Origin of the sequence: Qipengyuania psychrotolerans, from assembly GCF_019711355.1 — a bacterium.
GTDB classification, from domain to species: domain Bacteria; phylum Pseudomonadota; class Alphaproteobacteria; order Sphingomonadales; family Sphingomonadaceae; genus Qipengyuania; species Qipengyuania psychrotolerans.
Map to the genome: position 1 here is coordinate 2,669,361 of NZ_CP081297.1, position 16,559 is coordinate 2,685,919.

At 61.6% G+C, this 16,559-nt stretch carries 16 protein-coding genes; 11 read left to right on the plus strand and 5 right to left on the minus strand.

What is annotated here, in order from left to right:
* Window positions 1–24: 24 nt before the first annotated feature.
* The 3 genes from K3166_RS13020 to K3166_RS13030 form a co-directional block, all read right to left on the minus strand.
* Window positions 25–2,061: an alpha/beta hydrolase family protein gene (locus K3166_RS13020; protein WP_221422615.1), complete on the minus strand. Its 2,037-nt coding sequence runs from the start codon at window positions 2,059–2,061 to the stop codon at window positions 25–27.
* Between the two features lie 71 nt (window positions 2,062–2,132).
* On the minus strand, window positions 2,133–4,508 hold the full coding sequence (gene clpA, locus K3166_RS13025) for an ATP-dependent Clp protease ATP-binding subunit ClpA (RefSeq protein ID WP_221422616.1): 2,376 nt from the start codon (window positions 4,506–4,508) through the stop codon (window positions 2,133–2,135).
* Window positions 4,509–4,650: 142 nt separating this feature from the next.
* Window positions 4,651–4,851: a DUF1192 domain-containing protein gene (locus K3166_RS13030; protein ID WP_221422617.1), complete on the minus strand. Its 201-nt coding sequence runs from the start codon at window positions 4,849–4,851 to the stop codon at window positions 4,651–4,653.
* 126 nt (window positions 4,852–4,977) lie between these two features.
* On the opposite strand from K3166_RS13030, the gene K3166_RS13035 reads away from it, so the two are divergent.
* The 3 genes from K3166_RS13035 to K3166_RS13045 all read left to right on the plus strand — a co-directional run bounded on the left by K3166_RS13035 (window position 4,978) and on the right by K3166_RS13045 (window position 8,598).
* Complete coding sequence (locus K3166_RS13035) at window positions 4,978–5,967, plus strand: NAD(P)H-quinone oxidoreductase (RefSeq protein ID WP_221424128.1); 990 nt, start codon at window positions 4,978–4,980, stop codon at window positions 5,965–5,967.
* Window positions 5,968–6,097: 130 nt separating this feature from the next.
* Window positions 6,098–6,835, plus strand: coding sequence for a DUF1013 domain-containing protein (locus tag K3166_RS13040; RefSeq protein WP_221422618.1), 738 nt, complete (start codon window positions 6,098–6,100; stop codon window positions 6,833–6,835).
* Between the two features lie 92 nt (window positions 6,836–6,927).
* Window positions 6,928–8,598 (plus strand): long-chain-fatty-acid--CoA ligase, encoded by a 1,671-nt coding sequence (locus K3166_RS13045; protein WP_221422619.1) that lies wholly within the window; start codon window positions 6,928–6,930, stop codon window positions 8,596–8,598.
* Between the two features lie 69 nt (window positions 8,599–8,667).
* Here K3166_RS13045 and K3166_RS13050 read toward each other — a convergent pair whose 3' ends face one another.
* Both K3166_RS13050 and K3166_RS13055 read right to left on the minus strand, forming a co-directional pair.
* Window positions 8,668–9,060, minus strand: coding sequence for a bactofilin family protein (locus tag K3166_RS13050; RefSeq protein WP_221422620.1), 393 nt, complete (start codon window positions 9,058–9,060; stop codon window positions 8,668–8,670).
* Window positions 9,061–9,079: 19 nt separating this feature from the next.
* Complete coding sequence (locus tag K3166_RS13055) at window positions 9,080–10,165, minus strand: M23 family metallopeptidase (protein WP_221422621.1); 1,086 nt, start codon at window positions 10,163–10,165, stop codon at window positions 9,080–9,082.
* A 315-nt stretch (window positions 10,166–10,480) separates the two neighbouring features.
* On the opposite strand from K3166_RS13055, the gene K3166_RS13060 reads away from it, so the two are divergent.
* The 8 genes from K3166_RS13060 (at window position 10,481) to K3166_RS13095 (ending at window position 16,537) form a co-directional block, all read left to right on the plus strand.
* Window positions 10,481–11,152, plus strand: coding sequence for a nicotinate-nucleotide adenylyltransferase (locus K3166_RS13060; protein WP_221422622.1), 672 nt, complete (start codon window positions 10,481–10,483; stop codon window positions 11,150–11,152).
* A 129-nt stretch (window positions 11,153–11,281) separates the two neighbouring features.
* On the plus strand, window positions 11,282–11,641 hold the full coding sequence (gene rsfS / locus K3166_RS13065) for a ribosome silencing factor (protein WP_247714662.1): 360 nt from the start codon (window positions 11,282–11,284) through the stop codon (window positions 11,639–11,641).
* 67 nt (window positions 11,642–11,708) lie between these two features.
* Window positions 11,709–12,131, plus strand: coding sequence for a 23S rRNA (pseudouridine(1915)-N(3))-methyltransferase RlmH (locus K3166_RS13070; protein ID WP_221424129.1), 423 nt, complete (start codon window positions 11,709–11,711; stop codon window positions 12,129–12,131).
* 18 nt (window positions 12,132–12,149) lie between these two features.
* On the plus strand, window positions 12,150–13,382 hold the full coding sequence (locus K3166_RS13075) for a murein hydrolase activator EnvC family protein (RefSeq protein WP_221422624.1): 1,233 nt from the start codon (window positions 12,150–12,152) through the stop codon (window positions 13,380–13,382).
* Between the two features lie 103 nt (window positions 13,383–13,485).
* Window positions 13,486–14,826, plus strand: a complete 1,341-nt coding sequence (locus K3166_RS13080) for a S41 family peptidase (RefSeq protein WP_221422625.1) — start codon at window positions 13,486–13,488, stop codon at window positions 14,824–14,826.
* Between the two features lie 18 nt (window positions 14,827–14,844).
* Entirely contained in the window at window positions 14,845–15,324 is a 480-nt protein-coding gene (locus K3166_RS13085; RefSeq protein ID WP_221422626.1) for a disulfide bond formation protein B, read from the plus strand.
* Window positions 15,321–15,848 (plus strand): demethoxyubiquinone hydroxylase family protein, encoded by a 528-nt coding sequence (locus K3166_RS13090; protein ID WP_221422627.1) that lies wholly within the window; start codon window positions 15,321–15,323, stop codon window positions 15,846–15,848. Before K3166_RS13085 ends, K3166_RS13090 begins: the two co-directional genes overlap by 4 nt.
* Window positions 15,849–15,937: 89 nt before the next feature.
* The gene (locus K3166_RS13095) at window positions 15,938–16,537 is read left to right on the plus strand and encodes a hypothetical protein (protein WP_221422628.1); all 600 of its coding nucleotides are present in this window, start codon (window positions 15,938–15,940) and stop codon (window positions 16,535–16,537) included.
* The last annotated feature ends 22 nt before the right edge of the window (window positions 16,538–16,559 follow it).

The window sequence follows — 16,559 nt, forward strand, 5'->3', positions numbered from 1 at the left end:
CGACAGGGACAGCTGCAGGTTTCCCTATTCGGATTTATACTTGTCGAACCATGCGATCACGGCAGCGCCCTTTGCTGCCTGTTGGCTGGGCGACATCGACAGGTCGGAGTGGCTGGCATTGGGCATGACCACCAGCGCCGTATCCACGCCCTGAACCTTGAGCGCGCCATAGAATTGTTCGGCCTCGCTGCGCGGAGTGCGGTAGTCTTCCTCGCCAACCAGCATCAGGGTGGGGGTTTTCACATTGCCCGCGTTGGATAGCGGCGAACGGCGCCAGTAATCGTCCTGGCGCTCCCACGGCTGGCCTTTCATCCAGTACTTGCCGAAAAAGGCATAGCCGTCGCTCATGAGGGCCATGTTGGTCCAGTTGATCACCGGCTTGTAGGACGCGGCAGCTGCGAACCTGTCGGTCTTGCCGACGATCCACGCGGTCAGGATGCCGCCACCCGAACCGCCGGTCACGAACAGGTTCTTGGGGTCGGCATATCCGGCGGCGACAGCGGCATCGACTGCGGCCATCAGCTCGTCATGGTTGGAGATCGGGTAATTGCCTTCGATCCGGTCGGCGAAGGCCTGGCCATAGCCGGTGGAGCCGCCCGGATTGGTGTAGAGCGTGGCATAGCCTTCCGAAGCGTAGATCTGGTAATCGGACGAAAAGCTGGGACCATAGGCAGCATAGGGGCCGCCGTGGATTTCCAGGATCATCGGCACCGGTTCGCCCTCACGCCAATCGGCTGGCAAGACGATCCAGCTGGGGATTTTCGTTCCGTCTGCCGCAGTGACGGCAAGCTCGCGGACTTGCGCCATGCGCTTGCCGGCAAGTTTGAGGTCATTGAGCGCGGTCAGACGGCGTGCGCGATTTCCGAGCAGGATTGAAACGTCCGACGGGCGGGCCGTGCTGCCGCTGGTATACGCCAGCGCGCCGCCCTCCGAGACGCTCCACTGACCCCCTGCGTAGGGCCGGGTGTAATAGGTATCGACGATTTCGGCGGCGAGCGTGCTGACACTGCCCGACATGGTCACTTTTGCGACCCGGTATTTCCCGTCGTCCTGGTAGCTGGCGAACAGCCCGTCGTCGGTCCATTCGAGGTGGTCGAAGTCGTGGTCTGCATTTTCGGCAATCCGGCGCTTGTTCGAACCATCGCGGTCCATGACGTAGAGCCCGTTTTGCTGGTAGGCCATTTCGCGGTCGTCATAGCCGAGATACGCTATACGCCGCCCATCTGGCGAGATTTGTGCGCCAAAATCCGGCCCGTTGCGATCGGTAAGTGCGGTAATGGCTCCCGACTGCACGTCGATTGCATAGACCTCGCTATCAATCGCATCGAGTTCCCAATTCTCGTCCCGGTTTCCGCTGATCAGGATCGTACCGCCTTCGGGCGACCATTCGATGTCACCGCCATGGTTGCGGTCACCGAAAGTGAGCTGCCGCGGCGATCCCCCGACCGCGCTGACGAGGAAGATCTGGGTGAACCCCGGCTTGAGATAGCCGGCCCCGTCAAAACGGTAAGTGACGGTGTCGATGATTTGCGGTCCAGGTGCCCATTCCGCGCCTTCCGGCGGCGACAGCGGTGTACCCAGCTTGAGGCCTTCGCCTGCAACCTGGGCCGAATAGGCAATGCGCGTGCCGTCCGGCGACCATGCCAGCGACTGGGGCGCTTCTGGCAGTGCGGTAATGTTCGCACTCTGCCCGCTGCTCATCCAGCGCACGTGCAATTCCGGTCCGCCGCCGCTCTGCGTCGAGACATAGGCGAGGCGGCTGCCGTCGGGCGACCATCGCGGGTTGGAGTGGGATCCTGCTCCCGTCACGAGCGGAGTTTGAGCGCCGCTGGAGGCGTCAATCATCCAGATCGAACTCACGGAGCTGTCGGTCATAATGTCGTTGGTGCGCCGCACATAGGCGATGCGCTTGCCATCAGGGCTGATCTGCGGATCGGCGGCCACGCTCAGGCCGAACAGGTCGGCGCTTGTGAAGGCCGTATCAGGCGTGTCCTTCGCATCCTGTGCCAACGCCGGCGAAGCGAGCGCGAGGCTGAGAGCAAAACAATAGGCGTATTTCATGAAAAAACCTCCCCTGCAGCGACAGGAGAGGTTCAATCATATTGCGGCTGGCTTGGCCAGCCTCGGCCGGATCAGCTTTCGCTCTTGCCTTCGTTCGCGTCCGCGTCAGGCTTCTTCTTGGGCGCCGCCTTCTTCTTGGCGGCGGGCTTGCGCTTCGGCTTGGTCTTGGGCGGGGCCGGGGTGAGTTCGAAAGAAGGTTTCCCGTCCTTCATCGTCACCGCGACTTCGCCGCCATCGGCCAGCTTGCCAAACAGCAGCTCTTCAGCGAGCGGCTGCTTGATCTTTTCCTGGATCAACCGGCCCATCGGGCGCGCGCCATACAGTTTATCGTAGCCCTTCTCGGCCATCCAGGCGCGCGATTCCTTGTCGAACTGGATATCGACGTTCTGATCGGCGAGCTGCAGTTCGAGCTGGAGGATGAACTTGTCGACCACGCGCGCGACGGTTGCGCGGTTGAGGTAACCGAACGGTACGATCGCATCGAGACGGTTGCGGAATTCCGGTGTAAACATGCGCTTCACCGCTTCTTCGCTGGCGTCTTCCTTCGACACATCGCCAAATCCGATGCCCTGCTTGGTCATGTCGGACGCACCGGCGTTGGTCGTCATGATGAGGACCACATTGCGGAAGTCGACGGTCTTGCCGTGGTGATCGGTCAGGCGACCATTATCCATCACCTGCAGCAGGATGTTGAACAGGTCCGGATGCGCTTTCTCGATTTCGTCGAGCAGGAGCACGCAATGGGGGTTCTGATCAACCGCATCGGTTAAAAGGCCGCCCTGGTCATAACCAACATAGCCCGGAGGCGCGCCGATCAGGCGGCTGATCGAATGGCGTTCCATATATTCGGACATATCGAAGCGCTTGAGCTCGATACCCATGATCGACGCCAGCTGACGCGCGACCTCGGTCTTGCCGACACCGGTGGGGCCGCTGAACAGGAACGAGCCAATCGGCTTGTCCGGATCGCGCAGACCAGCACGGCTGAGCTTCATCGCGGTCGAAAGCCGCTCGACTGCCGGATCCTGGCCAAACACGACATGCTTGAGATCGCGCGAAAGGTTCTCGAGCGCCTTCTTGTCGTCGCTCGACACAGATTTCGGCGGGATGCGCGCCATCGTCGCAATCACGGCTTCGATTTCCTTGGCCGTGATCTTCTTCTTGCGGCGGCTGGGCGGCACCAGCATCTGCATCGCGCCGACTTCGTCGATCACATCGATCGCCTTGTCGGGCAGCTTGCGGTCATTGATGTAGCGGGCCGAAAGCTCGACCGCCGTCTTGAGCGCGTCGGGGGTGTACTTGACCTTGTGGTGTTCTTCGAAGGCGCTGCGCAAGCCCTTGAGGATCTCGATTGTATCCTCGATTGTCGGCTCGTTCACGTCGATTTTCTGGAAGCGACGCAGAAGCGCGCGATCCTTTTCGAAGTGGTTGCGGAATTCCTTGTAAGTCGTCGACCCGATGCAGCGGATTGCTCCGCTGGACAGTGCAGGCTTCAGCAAGTTCGACGCGTCCATCGCGCCGCCGCTGGTTGCGCCCGCACCGATTACCGTGTGGATCTCGTCGATGAACAGAACGGCATCGGGCATGCCCTCGAGCTCGTTGACGACCTGCTTCAGCCGTTCCTCGAAATCGCCGCGATACCGCGTACCGGCAAGCAAGGCGCCCATGTCGAGCGAATAGATCACCGCATCTTGCAAGACCTCGGGCACATCGCCTTCCACGATCTTACGTGCGAGGCCTTCGGCAATGGCCGTCTTGCCCACGCCTGGATCGCCCACGTAAAGTGGGTTGTTCTTCGACCGGCGGCACAGGATCTGCACCGTACGGTCGACTTCAGGCCCCCGGCCGATCAGCGGATCAATCTTGCCGTCTTCGGCGCGCTTGTTGAGGTTGACCGTAAACTGGTCGAGGGCGGTTTCTTTCTTGTCGCCGCCCTTGGTCTGCTCAGTCCCTTCGGTTCCTTGCGGTTCCTCGGCGCCCTGCGCGGGACGGTTTTCGACCTGCTTGCCGCCTTTGCCGATGCCGTGGCTGATGAAGCTGACTGCATCAAGGCGGCTCATGTCCTGCTGCTGCAGGAAATAGACCGCATAGCTGTCCCGCTCGGAGAACAGGGCTACGAGGACGTTTGCGCCGGTCACGGTATCCTTGCCCGAAGACTGGACATGCAGGATCGCGCGCTGGATGACCCGCTGGAAACCGGCTGTGGGCTGAGGATCGGCGCCATCATCCGATTTAAGCGATTGATATTCCTGCTCAAGATACTGAGTGACCACATTGGTCAGCTCGGTCAGCTCGACCCCGCACGAGGTCATGACCTCTGCCGCATCCTCGTCGCCGATGAGCGCGAGAAGCAAATGCTCAAGCGTCGCATATTCGTGGCGGCGCTCGCCCGCATCAGTCAGGGCAGCGTGGAGGGTTTTTTCGAGGTTGGCAGCGAAACTTGGCATTCGGATCCTACTTTCGGGAGACTCGCAAACTGGCGAGACCTGGAGAGCCTAACGGGTCAAGCTTGATGAAAGCTGACCGCACGGCGGTGTGCTCGAACGATATGGGAAGCGGGCGGAGAAATTTCAGCCCCCCTGCCATCGTTCAGTCCTTTCGGCCAAACAGCTGGTCGGCCGCATCGCGGTGCGCAGCGGCATTCAGCCGGTGCTTTTCCACTCGCGCGATCTCGTCCTCGAGCAGGCGAATTCGATCATCCAGTTCATCAATCGAGTATGGCGACAGGTCCTCGGCTGCGAGTTTGCTGGCAGCATCGCCTTTGGGGCGCGGACGGTCGTCTTCATCCATGACGGGCATGCTCTTCTTTTGCGCGGTTGCTGTCAACACGGCTGCGCGGTAATGCACCGCTTCGTGGTGGCAGGGGCCACATGAGGCAATGAGGGGCAAGAAGTGGCTGAGAATGTGCCGGAAACGATGACTGCGATGGGCTTTGATGCGCCCGGCGGTCCGGATGTCTTCCGCTCCGAAGAATTGCCGGTTCCGGTACCGGGTGCCAAACAGGTGCTCATAAAGGTCGAATATGCCGGAGTTAACCGCCCCGATGTGATCCAGCGGCAAGGCTTCTATCCGCCGCCTCCCGGGTCTTCGCCGATACCGGGTCTGGAGATTTCCGGAACCGTGGTCGCGGTGGGGGAGGGCGCGGCACCTGAAATGCTGAACCGCCGCGTCTGCGCGCTAGTTTCCGGCGGGGGCTATGCCGAATATTGCTTGGCCCATGCAGAGCATTGCCTGGCAGTCCCGCGCTCCATGGACATGGCAAGCGCAGCCGCCGCACCCGAGACGCTCTTCACTGTCTGGCACAATGTCTTCGAGCGCGGCTGGGCGCGCGAAGGCGAGACATTGCTTGTGCACGGCGGAACCAGCGGCATCGGAACAATGGCGATCCAGCTGGCCAAGGAATTCGGGCTCAAGGTCGTGACCACAGCTGGCAGCGAGGAAAAATGTGAAGCTGCCCGCGGCGTTGGGGCGGATCTGGCGATCAATTACAAAACCGAGGATTTTGTCGAGAAGGTCAACGAGTTTACCGGCGGCAATGGTGTCGACGTCGTGCTCGACATGGTGTCGGGCGACTATGTTCAGCGCAATCTCGATTGCCTTGCGGTCGACGGGCGCCATGTCACGATCGCGGTGCTCGGCGGTCTCAAGGCGGAAATCAACATGGCCAAACTGATGAGCAAGCGTCACACGATGACCGGTTCGACGCTGCGGCCGCGCTCGGACGAGTTCAAGGCGCTGCTGGCCGACGAGATATACAACCACGCGTGGCCGTTATTCGAGGATGGCACTGTCGCGCCGGTCATGGACAAGGTTTTTCCGCTGGCGGGCGTCGCGGCGGCCCACGCCCGGATGGAGGCTGGCGATCATATCGGGAAAATCGTGCTGCAGGTCAGCAAGGGCAGCTGACTGGGGGCGCGTTTGAGCGCCTGTGCCTTCCAGCTTGCCGAATCCGCACCTCTCGCCTACATGACTGGTGCAACGGCCGCTCCGCGAGGGGCGGCCCTTCTATTTTTATATTCCGAGAAAAGGCACTTTCATGGCCGACCAACCCACTCCTCTGATGCCGCATGCGACCGCCACCTGGCTGGTCGATAATACGGGCCTTTCCTTCGAACAGATCGCCGAATTCTGCGGCCTTCATATTCTCGAAGTGCAGGCCATGGCTGACGATCTTGCGAGCAGCAAATACACCGGACGCGATCCGCTCCATTCGGGTGAGCTTACGCAGGAAGAAATCGACAAGGGTCAGAAGGATTCGGAATACCGGCTCAAGATGCAGCGCGCACCGGTTGCGGTCAGCCGCACCAAGGGCCCGCGCTATACGCCTGTCTCCAAACGTCAGGACAAGCCCGATGGCATCGCCTGGTTGCTCCGTAGCCACCCAGAAGTGTCCGACGCGCAGATTTCAAAGCTGATCGGCACGACGCGCAACACCATCACGGCAATCCGCGAGCGGAGTCACTGGAACATCCAGAACATCCAGCCCAAGGATCCGGTGACTCTTGGCCTGTGTTCGCAGCGCGAACTCGATGCCGTTGTCGCCAAGGCCGCTAAGAAGGCCGGCATCGAAGACGAAGCTGCCCCGGTCGAGACTGGCAGCGACCGCGAAAAGCTGATCGAGGAACTGCGCGCCGAACGCGATGCCAATGTGAAAGCGGCGGCCGAAGCAGCGCAGGAAGCCGAAGCCGAAGAATGGCTGCTGGCCAAGCGCGCCGCCGAAGCGGCAGGCGAAGAAACAGGCGAAGTACCGGCTGCCCCTTCCGACGAAGGTTGAGCTGGTTTCGATATGTCAAAAGGGCGGGTGCGGCGAAGGCTGCGCCCGCCCTTTTTACTTGCGTTTAGCAGGGGATAGGCCATGTTATTGACATGGATGTAAGCAAGCTACCGAACCACCATCCCGTCCCGTGGGACACGACATTCGAAGCGATGGCGCTGCCGGTAATGTTCGCACGGACGCGCGACAAAGCGCCTGCCGCACCGCTCCTGCACTTCCTCGGCCGAACCTACAGCTATGATGAATTGTTTCGCGATGCGCAGGCATTCGCCCGGGCGCTGAAAGCGCGCGGTATCGCAGCGGGCGACCGGGTCGGTCTCTTTCTTCCCAACGTGCCGAGCTATGTCGCTGCCTATTATGGGGCGATGATGGCGGGCGCGGTGGTGGTGAACTTCTCGCCGCTCTATTCGGTCGATGAACTGTCACAGCAGGTCGCCGATTCCGGCACGCGCCTGCTAGTGACGGTTGATGTCCCCGAACTCTACGCGACGGCCGAGCAAGTGCTGCGCAGCTCCCAGCTTGAGACGCTGGTCGTCAGCTCGCTCGTGCAAATGCTGCCGAAGCTGAAAGGGATCGCGCTGCGCATCCTTGGACGCAGCAAGATCGCCAAGGTCGGTTACGGCGGGGATATCCTGGCGTGGAGCGATCTTATCGAGGCTGGCTTGAAGGGCGGAGATCTGCCGGAAATCGATCCACAAAGCCTGGCGCTGTTACAATATACGGGCGGCACGACCGGTGTGCCCAAGGGCGCCATGCTGACCCATGCCAATTTGTCGATCAATGCCCAGCAGACTGCCGGCCTGAACCCGTTTGGCGATCCGGCCAGCGAAGTGTTCATGGGCGCGTTGCCGTTCTTTCACGTGTTCGCCAACACGGCCCTGCTCAACCACGCGGTTGTCAGCGGCGGCTCGATTGCAATGGTTCCGCGGTTCGAAACCAAGCAGGTCCTGCAAACCATCGAGAAACACGGCGCGACCGGATTTCCCGGCGTGCCGACCATGTTCCAGGCGCTGCTCGACCATCCGGACATGGCCAAGACCGACATGTCTACGCTCAAAGTCTGCATTTCGGGCGGCGCGCCGCTGCCCGCACCTCTGCGCGAAAAATTCGAAGCAGCTGCCGGCGTGCGCCTTGTCGAAGGTTACGGCCTGACCGAAAGCTCGGGCGTGGTATCGGTCAATCCCTACGAAGGTTTTCGCAAGCCTGGCACGATCGGACAGGTGGTGATGCGCACCGAAGTGCTGCTGCTGGACAAGGAAGACCCGTCTGTCATTGCGCCCGATGGCGAACCTGGCGAGCTGGCTCTTCACGGGCCGCAGATCATGAAGGGATACTGGAACCGGCCCGAAGCGTCGGCAGAGGTTTTCATCGAACATCATGGCAAGACCTGGCTGCGGACCGGCGATGTCGCCAAGCTCGACAAAGATGGCTTCCTGACGATCGTTGACCGGATCAAGGACATGATCGCGGTCGGCGGCTTCAAGGTCTTCCCGAGCCAGGTCGAGGACGTGCTGCTTGAAAACGATGCGGTGAAAGAAGCGCTCGTGATTGGTATTCCCGACGATTATCTTGGCGAACGCCCGCGTGCGTACGTTACGCTCAATTCGAACTGCACCGAGACGGGGCCGGAATTGAGCGACTGGCTCAATGCCCGGATCGGCAAGCACGAGCGCGTCGAAAGCGTGATCATCCGCGATGAGCTTCCCAAGACCATGATCGGCAAGCTCGATCGCAAGGCCCTTCGCGCCGAAGTTTTCGGCTAGCCCCAGAAAAGAAGAAGGCCGCCCTGCGTCATGCGCAGGACGGCCTTCGTCCTCTCCAAACTTGAATGCCTAGTTGGCGACCTGAAGATCAGGCTTGCCGACTTGCGGCTGCGCGGCGGCAGCCTGCTTGGCCTTGGCGTCGCGGTGGGCGAAGCGCCCTTCGACCTGCGCGCCCTGTTCGATCGTCAGCGCGTCGTAATAGACGTCGCCGTTGATCTTGGCAGATTTCAGTATGACAAGTTCGCGTGCGGTGATCGATCCGTTGACCGTTCCGGCAAGACGGGCGCTTTCGGCCTTGATCGCGCCGGTTACCACGCTGGTTTCGCCCTGCACCAGACTGGCGCATGAAATGTCGCCTTCCACGGCGCCATCAATGTGCAGGTCGGCCGAAGCCTTGATGTCGCCCTTGATGGCGAGGTCCGATCCGAGGACCGAAAAAGTGGAATTGCTCTTGCTGGCCATGGGGGTACTGCGTCCAGAATTAGTGGGCGTGGGCGAGCTCGGGTGCTCGGCGGATTTCTTCGAGAACATGGGGGGCTGTCTCCAGGAAGGTGCGCGGGTTGACCGGGCGATTGTTGATCCGGACCTCGAAGTGGAGGTGCGGACCGGTCGAGCGGCCCGTGCTACCGATTGCGCCGATCAGTTCGCCGGGAGTGACTTGCTGACCAACCTTGGCATTGAACTTCGACATATGGGCGTAGCGGGTCATCAGGCCATTGCCATGCGTGATCTCGACCGTGTTGCCGTAACCGCCCTTGCGGCCGACGAAACTGACGCGTCCCTTGGCGGCTGCGTAGATCGGGCTGCCGGTGGCGCCGCGGAAATCGAGGCCATTGTGCATGGCGGCGCGGCGGTTGAACGGATCGCGGCGATAGCCGAACCCGCTTGAGATCATGTCCTTGCGGGCGGGTGCGAACTGGGGGACGCCTTCGAGCGCCAGTTCCAGCGCGGCCATCCGTGCCATCGAAAGACCCAAGCGCTCGAAGCGGGGGTCGATCGAACCGTCGGCCGCAGTCGCGAGACCTTCCAGCGGACCACCCATCGCCTGGCGTTCGCTGTCGCGAATGACCTGATCGGGATTGAGCTGGAGCTTGGTAAGCGCTTCGGCTGCGCGCTGGGCACGCCAGTCGGCATAGCGCGTCAGGCCTTCGACAACAGCCAGCTGGCGGGCTTCGATGCGAGCGAGTTCGGCAGCTTGCGGGAATGCGGCGGAGACCTTGTCTACCGTGGCAGCAGCTTCGCCGGTTGAATCACTGACTGCCGTGTCGGCTTTCATGTCGGCGGGCAGGAGTTCCGCAACGCCTTCGATGAATTCCATCCGGCGATCGAGATCATCACTGACCGATTCCAGATTGTCTCCATAGGCAGCAAGGCGCTCTTCCGAAGTTGCTACCTTGGCTTCGCGGTCGAGCAGGTTCATGCGGTCGGATGCAGCACTGAACTGCGCCCAGCCGGCCACTGCCATCGACAAGGCCCAAACGAGCAGCACCGAAGCAGCAACAACCGCAGTGGTGATCTGCACCCGCGATGAAATTGTGATGAAGCGAACCTGACCTTCCGACCGCATGAAAAACTCGCGATCCGGAAACCAGCTTCTGATGCGAGCTATGCGCCCGCTATTTGCGACTTTGTTATCCAAAATGACCCGTCCCTTGGTCTTTGACCCTTGAGAACGTTCGCTATCAAACGAATCCGGTAAAATCGAATTTTACACCGCTCGAATCCATGAACCGATGATCTGACGGGGTGAGTTGTTACAAATGCCCGAAATTTCCAATCAAAACCGGGAACCAAACGTTAAGTCAGCGTTTACGACGATCCGGACGATTCGGCCCATTTCACGGTCGCTGACAGGGGCTTAACGCCCTGCTAGGCCGCAAACATGACATCGGGCAGTACAGGGCGGCGAATCGGTTTGCTGGGCGGGAGCTTCAATCCTGCACACGGCGGCCACAGGCGGATCTCCCTGTTTACGCTTCACGCACTTGGCCTCGACGAGGTCTGGTGGCTCGTCTCTCCCGGCAACCCACTTAAACCTAGGGAAGGCATGGCGCCGCTCCAGGCGCGTTACGCGTCGGCAGTGCGGCAGGCGCGCCGGTCGCCGATTCGCGCTACGGTAATCGAGCGCGAGCTTGGTACGCGCTACACGGTCGATACGCTGGCTGCGATCCAGCGGCGCTACCCGAAACACGAATTCGTGTGGCTGATGGGGTCCGACAATCTCGCCCAATTCCACCTCTGGCGAGACTGGCGGGAAATCGCGCGCAGTATGCCGATTGCGGTAATCGCAAGGCCCGGCTATGATGGTGCTGCTATCGCAAGCCCCGCGATGGCCTGGCTGAGGCGATATCGTGTCTCAACCGCCAGTTTTGCAAAAGGGGGCGAATGGAGCGCACCGGCGCTGGTGACATTGCGTTTCGATCCCGATCCACGTTCGGCTACGGCGATTCGCCGCGCCGATCCCGATTGGGCAACGCGTCACGCCGGTAAATCCTTGAGAGACCAGGTGACACATCGTCCGATCCCAAGCGGGGAGGAAACGACTACGCCATGATGTGCGTTGTCTTTTCCATGCCTCGAACGCTTCCTTCGACCCATACATTCAGGAGTACAATGCACGCCTATGACACAGGCGCATACCGACCCGGCACGATCCGGGAACGACACCGCGAAGGTGGCCCGCATGGCTGATGCCGCAGGTGATCCACTGCTCGCACTCGTGCTCAAGCAGCTTGACGATGATCAGGCCCAGGAAGTCGTGACCGTTGACCTCGAGGGGAAGACGTCGATTGCCGATTACATGGTCATCGCGTCGGGCCGCTCGTCGCGCCAGGTCGCCTCGATGGCGCAGAAACTGGCGGAAACGCTCAAGAAAGAAGGCTTCGGACCAATCAAGCTCGAAGGGCTCCCTGCTGCTGACTGGGTCTTGGTCGACGCCGGTGACATCGTGGTGCATCTGTTCCGTCCGGAAGTCCGCAGCTTCTACAATCTGGAGCGTATGTGGGCCTTTGGCGACGCGCCCCCGGTGGCAGGGACGGCCTGACCGGCTTTGTGCTCGCGCAGCTTGGTGATCGTTTTGTCAGGCGCCGGGCATATCTCGAGGTGTATCCATCCTTCTTCACATCATCGCGCGCGGAAAGATTGCCCGGTCTCCCGAGGCTGATCTCGTCGCGCGTTACGAAAAGCGGCTGACCTGGCCGGTCAAGTTGACCGAATTGCCCGAGACCGGCGGGCGCATTCCCGAGCCGCAGGCACCGTACAAGACCGTCCTGCTGGATGAGCGCGGAAAGGACCTGCCGTCAGAGGAACTGGCCGAAACACTTGGGCGGTGGCGCGACGACGGGATGCGCGAATGCCGGTTTGTCCTGGGTGCCGCAGACGGTCATAGTCAGGCAGATCGGCGCAGCGCCGATCTTCTCCTGGCCTTCGGCAAAGCAACATGGCCGCACCTCCTGGCACGGGCGATGCTGGCGGAACAATTGTACCGCGCAACTACAATCCTTGCCGGACACCCCTATCATCGCAGCGGATGATGCGGCAGGTATGACGCCATGATCCGCGTTACTGCCTTGGCTCTGATTATCCTGCTTCTCGCAGCCATAGGGCTGCCCGGGCTGGCGATGCCGGGTTCGCAGGCAGTCGGCCAATATCCGGATGCTGCTGAGGCCCGGGAAGCGCTGGAAGCGGCGCGTCAACAGCAACGCAACGCACGCGCCCGGGCCGAGCGGCTGGAGAGGCAATCCAGGCAATCCGAAAAAACAGCTGAAACCGCACTGGGCAATGCTGCCCTACTGGCTGCGCGGGTACAGCAATCCGAAGCTGCAATTACTGCCGCCGAGGCTGAACTCGCGATCGTTTCGGCTCAGCGCAGCACGCTGGATCGGCAGCTGGCCCGCAAACGTGAGCCGCTGATGCGCCTCACCGCTGCGCTCCAAACGATGTCGCGCCGCCCACTGGCGCTGGCGGCCCTTCAGCCCGGGTCACTCGAAGATGTCGTGCATACCCGGGCTGCTCTTTCCGCAGCCATGCCGGTTGTGCGCAAGCGGACAGAAGCCTTGCGCGGCGATCTGTCTCGGGCGCGCGCATTGGAAGATCAGCGCGCATCATCGCTCCGAAACCTGCGTTCTGCCGAGGAAGACCTCAAGGAACGCCGCAGCGACCTTATCGCATTGGCACAGCGTGAGAGAATTCGCTCGCAGCAAGCCTCCGGCGGCGCATCGCGCGAAGCGGAAAGAGCGCTCGTCCTGTCCGAAGAAGCGCGCGATCTGGATGCTTTTGTCGGCCAGTTGGAACAGGCAGGCTCGATCCGCTCCCGCCTCGCCGCCTTGCCCGGTCCGGTCCTGCGCCCCTCGAGCGGCGGTGACGCCAGCGCGCCTGCCAAAGCTCCGGTGCCATCACCGACACCCAGCGCCACGGCCCCGCCGAATCGCTATATCCTGCCGGTGGCCGGAACTGTGGTCGCCGGATTCGGAGAAGCCAGCGTCGCCGGTTCGCGGACATCCGGAATTGCCCTCGCGTCCCGACCGGGCGCGCAGGTTGTCTCTCCGGGTGAGGGACGTGTGGCATTTGCCGGGCCTTACCGGGGGTTCGGTCAAATCATCATCGTCGAGCATGACAATGGCTGGACCAGCCTCGTGACAGGATTGGGCGATGTGTCGGTTGCGGTGGGTCAGACTGTCACGGCAGGCTCTCCCCTGGGAAGTGCAGCTGCGAGTCGTCCGGAGGTTACGCTCGAACTGCGAAAGAACGGCGATCCGGTGAACCCGCTCGACCATCTGCGCTAGGCCGTCCGTCGAATTCCAGGCGAAATCGGCACGTGATCCGGCTCAGCTTTCATTCACCGCTGTTGCGTTATACACTGCTGGCAAGCTTGAAGGATTTCGACCGATGAAGATCGCCGCACTGGCCCGTTCTGCCGCTCTCGTGACTGCTGTCGCACTGATTCCTGCGACTACCGTAGGATTTGCCCGCGTCGAAGCGAGTGCCGGGCCGGAATTTGGCAAGTTGTTCGCCGTCTACCAGCGGATCAAGGCCAGCTATGTCGAGCCGGTCGAGGACGATGTGCTCATCAACGGCGCCATCGACGGCATGCTTGCAGCGCTCGATCCGCATTCGGGCTATCTCGACGGATCGGATCTCCAGCGCCTCGAAACGATGATCGACGGCAATTATTCCGGCCTCGGCCTCTCCGTTGTCAGCGATGACGGCGCGGTGAAGGTTATTTCGCCGTTCCGCGGCAGCCCGGCAGACGAAGCGGGCATGAAGGCGGGCGATTACATCACCCATCTCGACGGTGAACTGATCTACGGCCTGGAGCTCGACGAAGCCGTGTCGCGGATGCGCGGGAAGGCCGGAACCGCTATCCGGCTAACCGTTTTCCGTCCCGGCCGCGACGAACCATTCGACGTCAGCGTCACACGCGGTGTGATTGAGCTTGAACCGGTGACGTGGGAACTGAAGGACGGCAACGTCGGCCACATCATGATCAACGAATTCTCGCGCGATGTGGGCAGCGATGTCTATACCGGCTGGAAAGACCTGCAGAAGCAGGCCGCCGGCCGCTTGAGCGGGCTTGTTCTCGACATGCGTTCCAATCCGGGCGGCTCGCTCGACGAGGCTGTCGCGCTGTCGGACTTGTTCCTTTCGGAAGGACAGATCGTGTCGCAGCGCGGCCGCGCACGCGGCGAATCGATCAGCTATGATGCTGAAACCGTGTTCCGCGGCGATATTGCCGAAGGGCTTCCCATCGTGGTCCTGATCGATGCGGGCTCCGCTTCGGCCAGCGAAATTGTTGCGGGCGCCCTGCAAGACCACCGCCGCGCGGTGATCATGGGCGAGCGCAGCTTCGGCAAGGGCAGTGTGCAGACACTCCTGCCGCTGGGCCGCGATGCCGCCCTCAAGCTGACGACTGCACGCTATTACACGCCTGCGGGCCACTCGGTGCAGGAAGGCGGGATCAAGCCCGATATCGCCGTTCCCCAGCTTTCGGATCCCGACCTTGCAAAGCGCAATAAGTTCATCATGCGCGAAAGCGATCTGCGCGGCCATCTGATCAACGAACTCGGCATTGATGACGAGGGTATGGAAAGCGACAAGCGCGACGATCCGCGCTTCAAACTGACCGCCGCCGAACTTGAAGAGCAGGGCATCGAAGACTTCCAGTTGCACTACGCGCTGCAAACGCTGCGCCGCACTGCTCCGAGTTCAGTTGCTGTGCGCAAGAAGTAAGACTAGCAGTCACCACGAATGACTGACCTGCCTTCTGTGCGGCTGGCCCAAAGGCTGGCACTGGCCCTGCCTGCGGCATTGCTCGCTGGCGCGTATATTTCCCAATATGGCTTCGGGCTTTTCCCGTGCGAGATGTGCTGGTGGCAGCGCTGGCCCCATTTCGCGGCGCTGGCGTTTGCGGCGCTTTCGTTCCTAGCGCCGCACAAGAAACTCCTCATCGCCTGGGCCGCTGGTGGTTTGCTGACGTCCGGCGCGATCGGCTTTTTTCACGCAGGCGTAGAGTACGGGCTCTGGGAGGGCGTGACGTCCTGTGCCGCGATCGCACTCCCCGAAAACGGGGAAAGCGCGCTTGATGCAATCATGAACAGCCCGCTCGTGCGCTGCGACGAAGCTCCATGGACATTGTTCGGGATCAGCCTGGCCGGGTTCAACTTTCTTTTCTCCACGATTGGCGGGCTTGCGATTTTCCGCCTTCTGGCAAAGGACAAGGCAGCATGAGCAAGACTCCCGATCATATCGCCCGGATGATCCGCGTCGATCAGGCGGGGGAATTCGGCGCCACCCGCATTTATGCCGGTCAACTGGCCGTAATGGGTGACCGCGGACCGGATTCGGCCGAGATTGCCGGCATGGCAGAACAGGAAGCCGGGCACCGCGAGAAATTCGATGCGCTGATGGCGCGCCGCGGCGTGCGCCCCACCATCTTGCAGCCGTTCTGGGACCGCGCCGGTTTCGCGCTGGGCGCAGTCACTGCGATGATCGGGCCGGAAGCAGCGATGGCCTGTACTGCGGCAGTCGAAACGGAAATTGACCTCCACTATTCCGACCAGATCGACAGGCTGGCCGAAACGGGCGAAGATCCGGAATTGGCTGCAATGATCGAGGAATTCCGCGAAGACGAGCGTGAGCACCGGGACGCGGCCTTGGCAGCCGGAGCAGAGCGTGCTCCTGCCTATCCGGTCCTGACGGGCCTGATCCGCCTGGGATGCAAGGCTGCGATCCGCATTTCGGAGAGGATATAGCGGGAACAACGGGTACCACCCGCTCGCTTCATTGACAGTTCACGCGTGCTGGCGCCTATTCGCTGGCGACGCATTTAACGAGGTGCACCATGACAAAGTCTCTCCCGATCCTTGCCGCGGCGCTTGCCGCGCTCGCCGCCACACCGGCTGCCGCGCAGGAGCCGGTTGATACGGGCGATGATCGCTACAACATGGTTGTCGTCTACGGCGAGGACGCCTGCCCGCCGAGCGAAGGCGACACCATCGTCGTGTGCGCCCGCAAGGCGGAGAGCGAACGCTTCCGTATTCCGGAGGCGCTGCGCACTTCGAACAGTCCGGAGAACCAGAGCTGGGCCAAACGCGTCGAGAGCCTGGAAATGATCGGCGACTTCGGCATCCTCTCTTGCTCGCCCGCCGGAGCCGGCGGTGTGTTGGGTTGCACCGAGAAGATGATTGACGAAGCCTATGCCGAAAAGCGCGAAGGCGCCGATGTCCGGTTCTCTCAGATCATCGCTGAGCAGCGGGCTGAACGTCTTTCGACGATCGATTCCGACGCCGCACGCACCCAGCGCGATGTCGAGATGATCGAGCGCGAATACATGGAGCGCCTGGCGCGCGAGCGCGGCGAGACGCTTCCCGATGAAGCCGACGCACTGCCCGAACCGACAGTTGTTGCAGGCGATCCCGGGGAAGAGCCAGCGCCTGAATAAGGTCTATGGCCTCTTAACCATT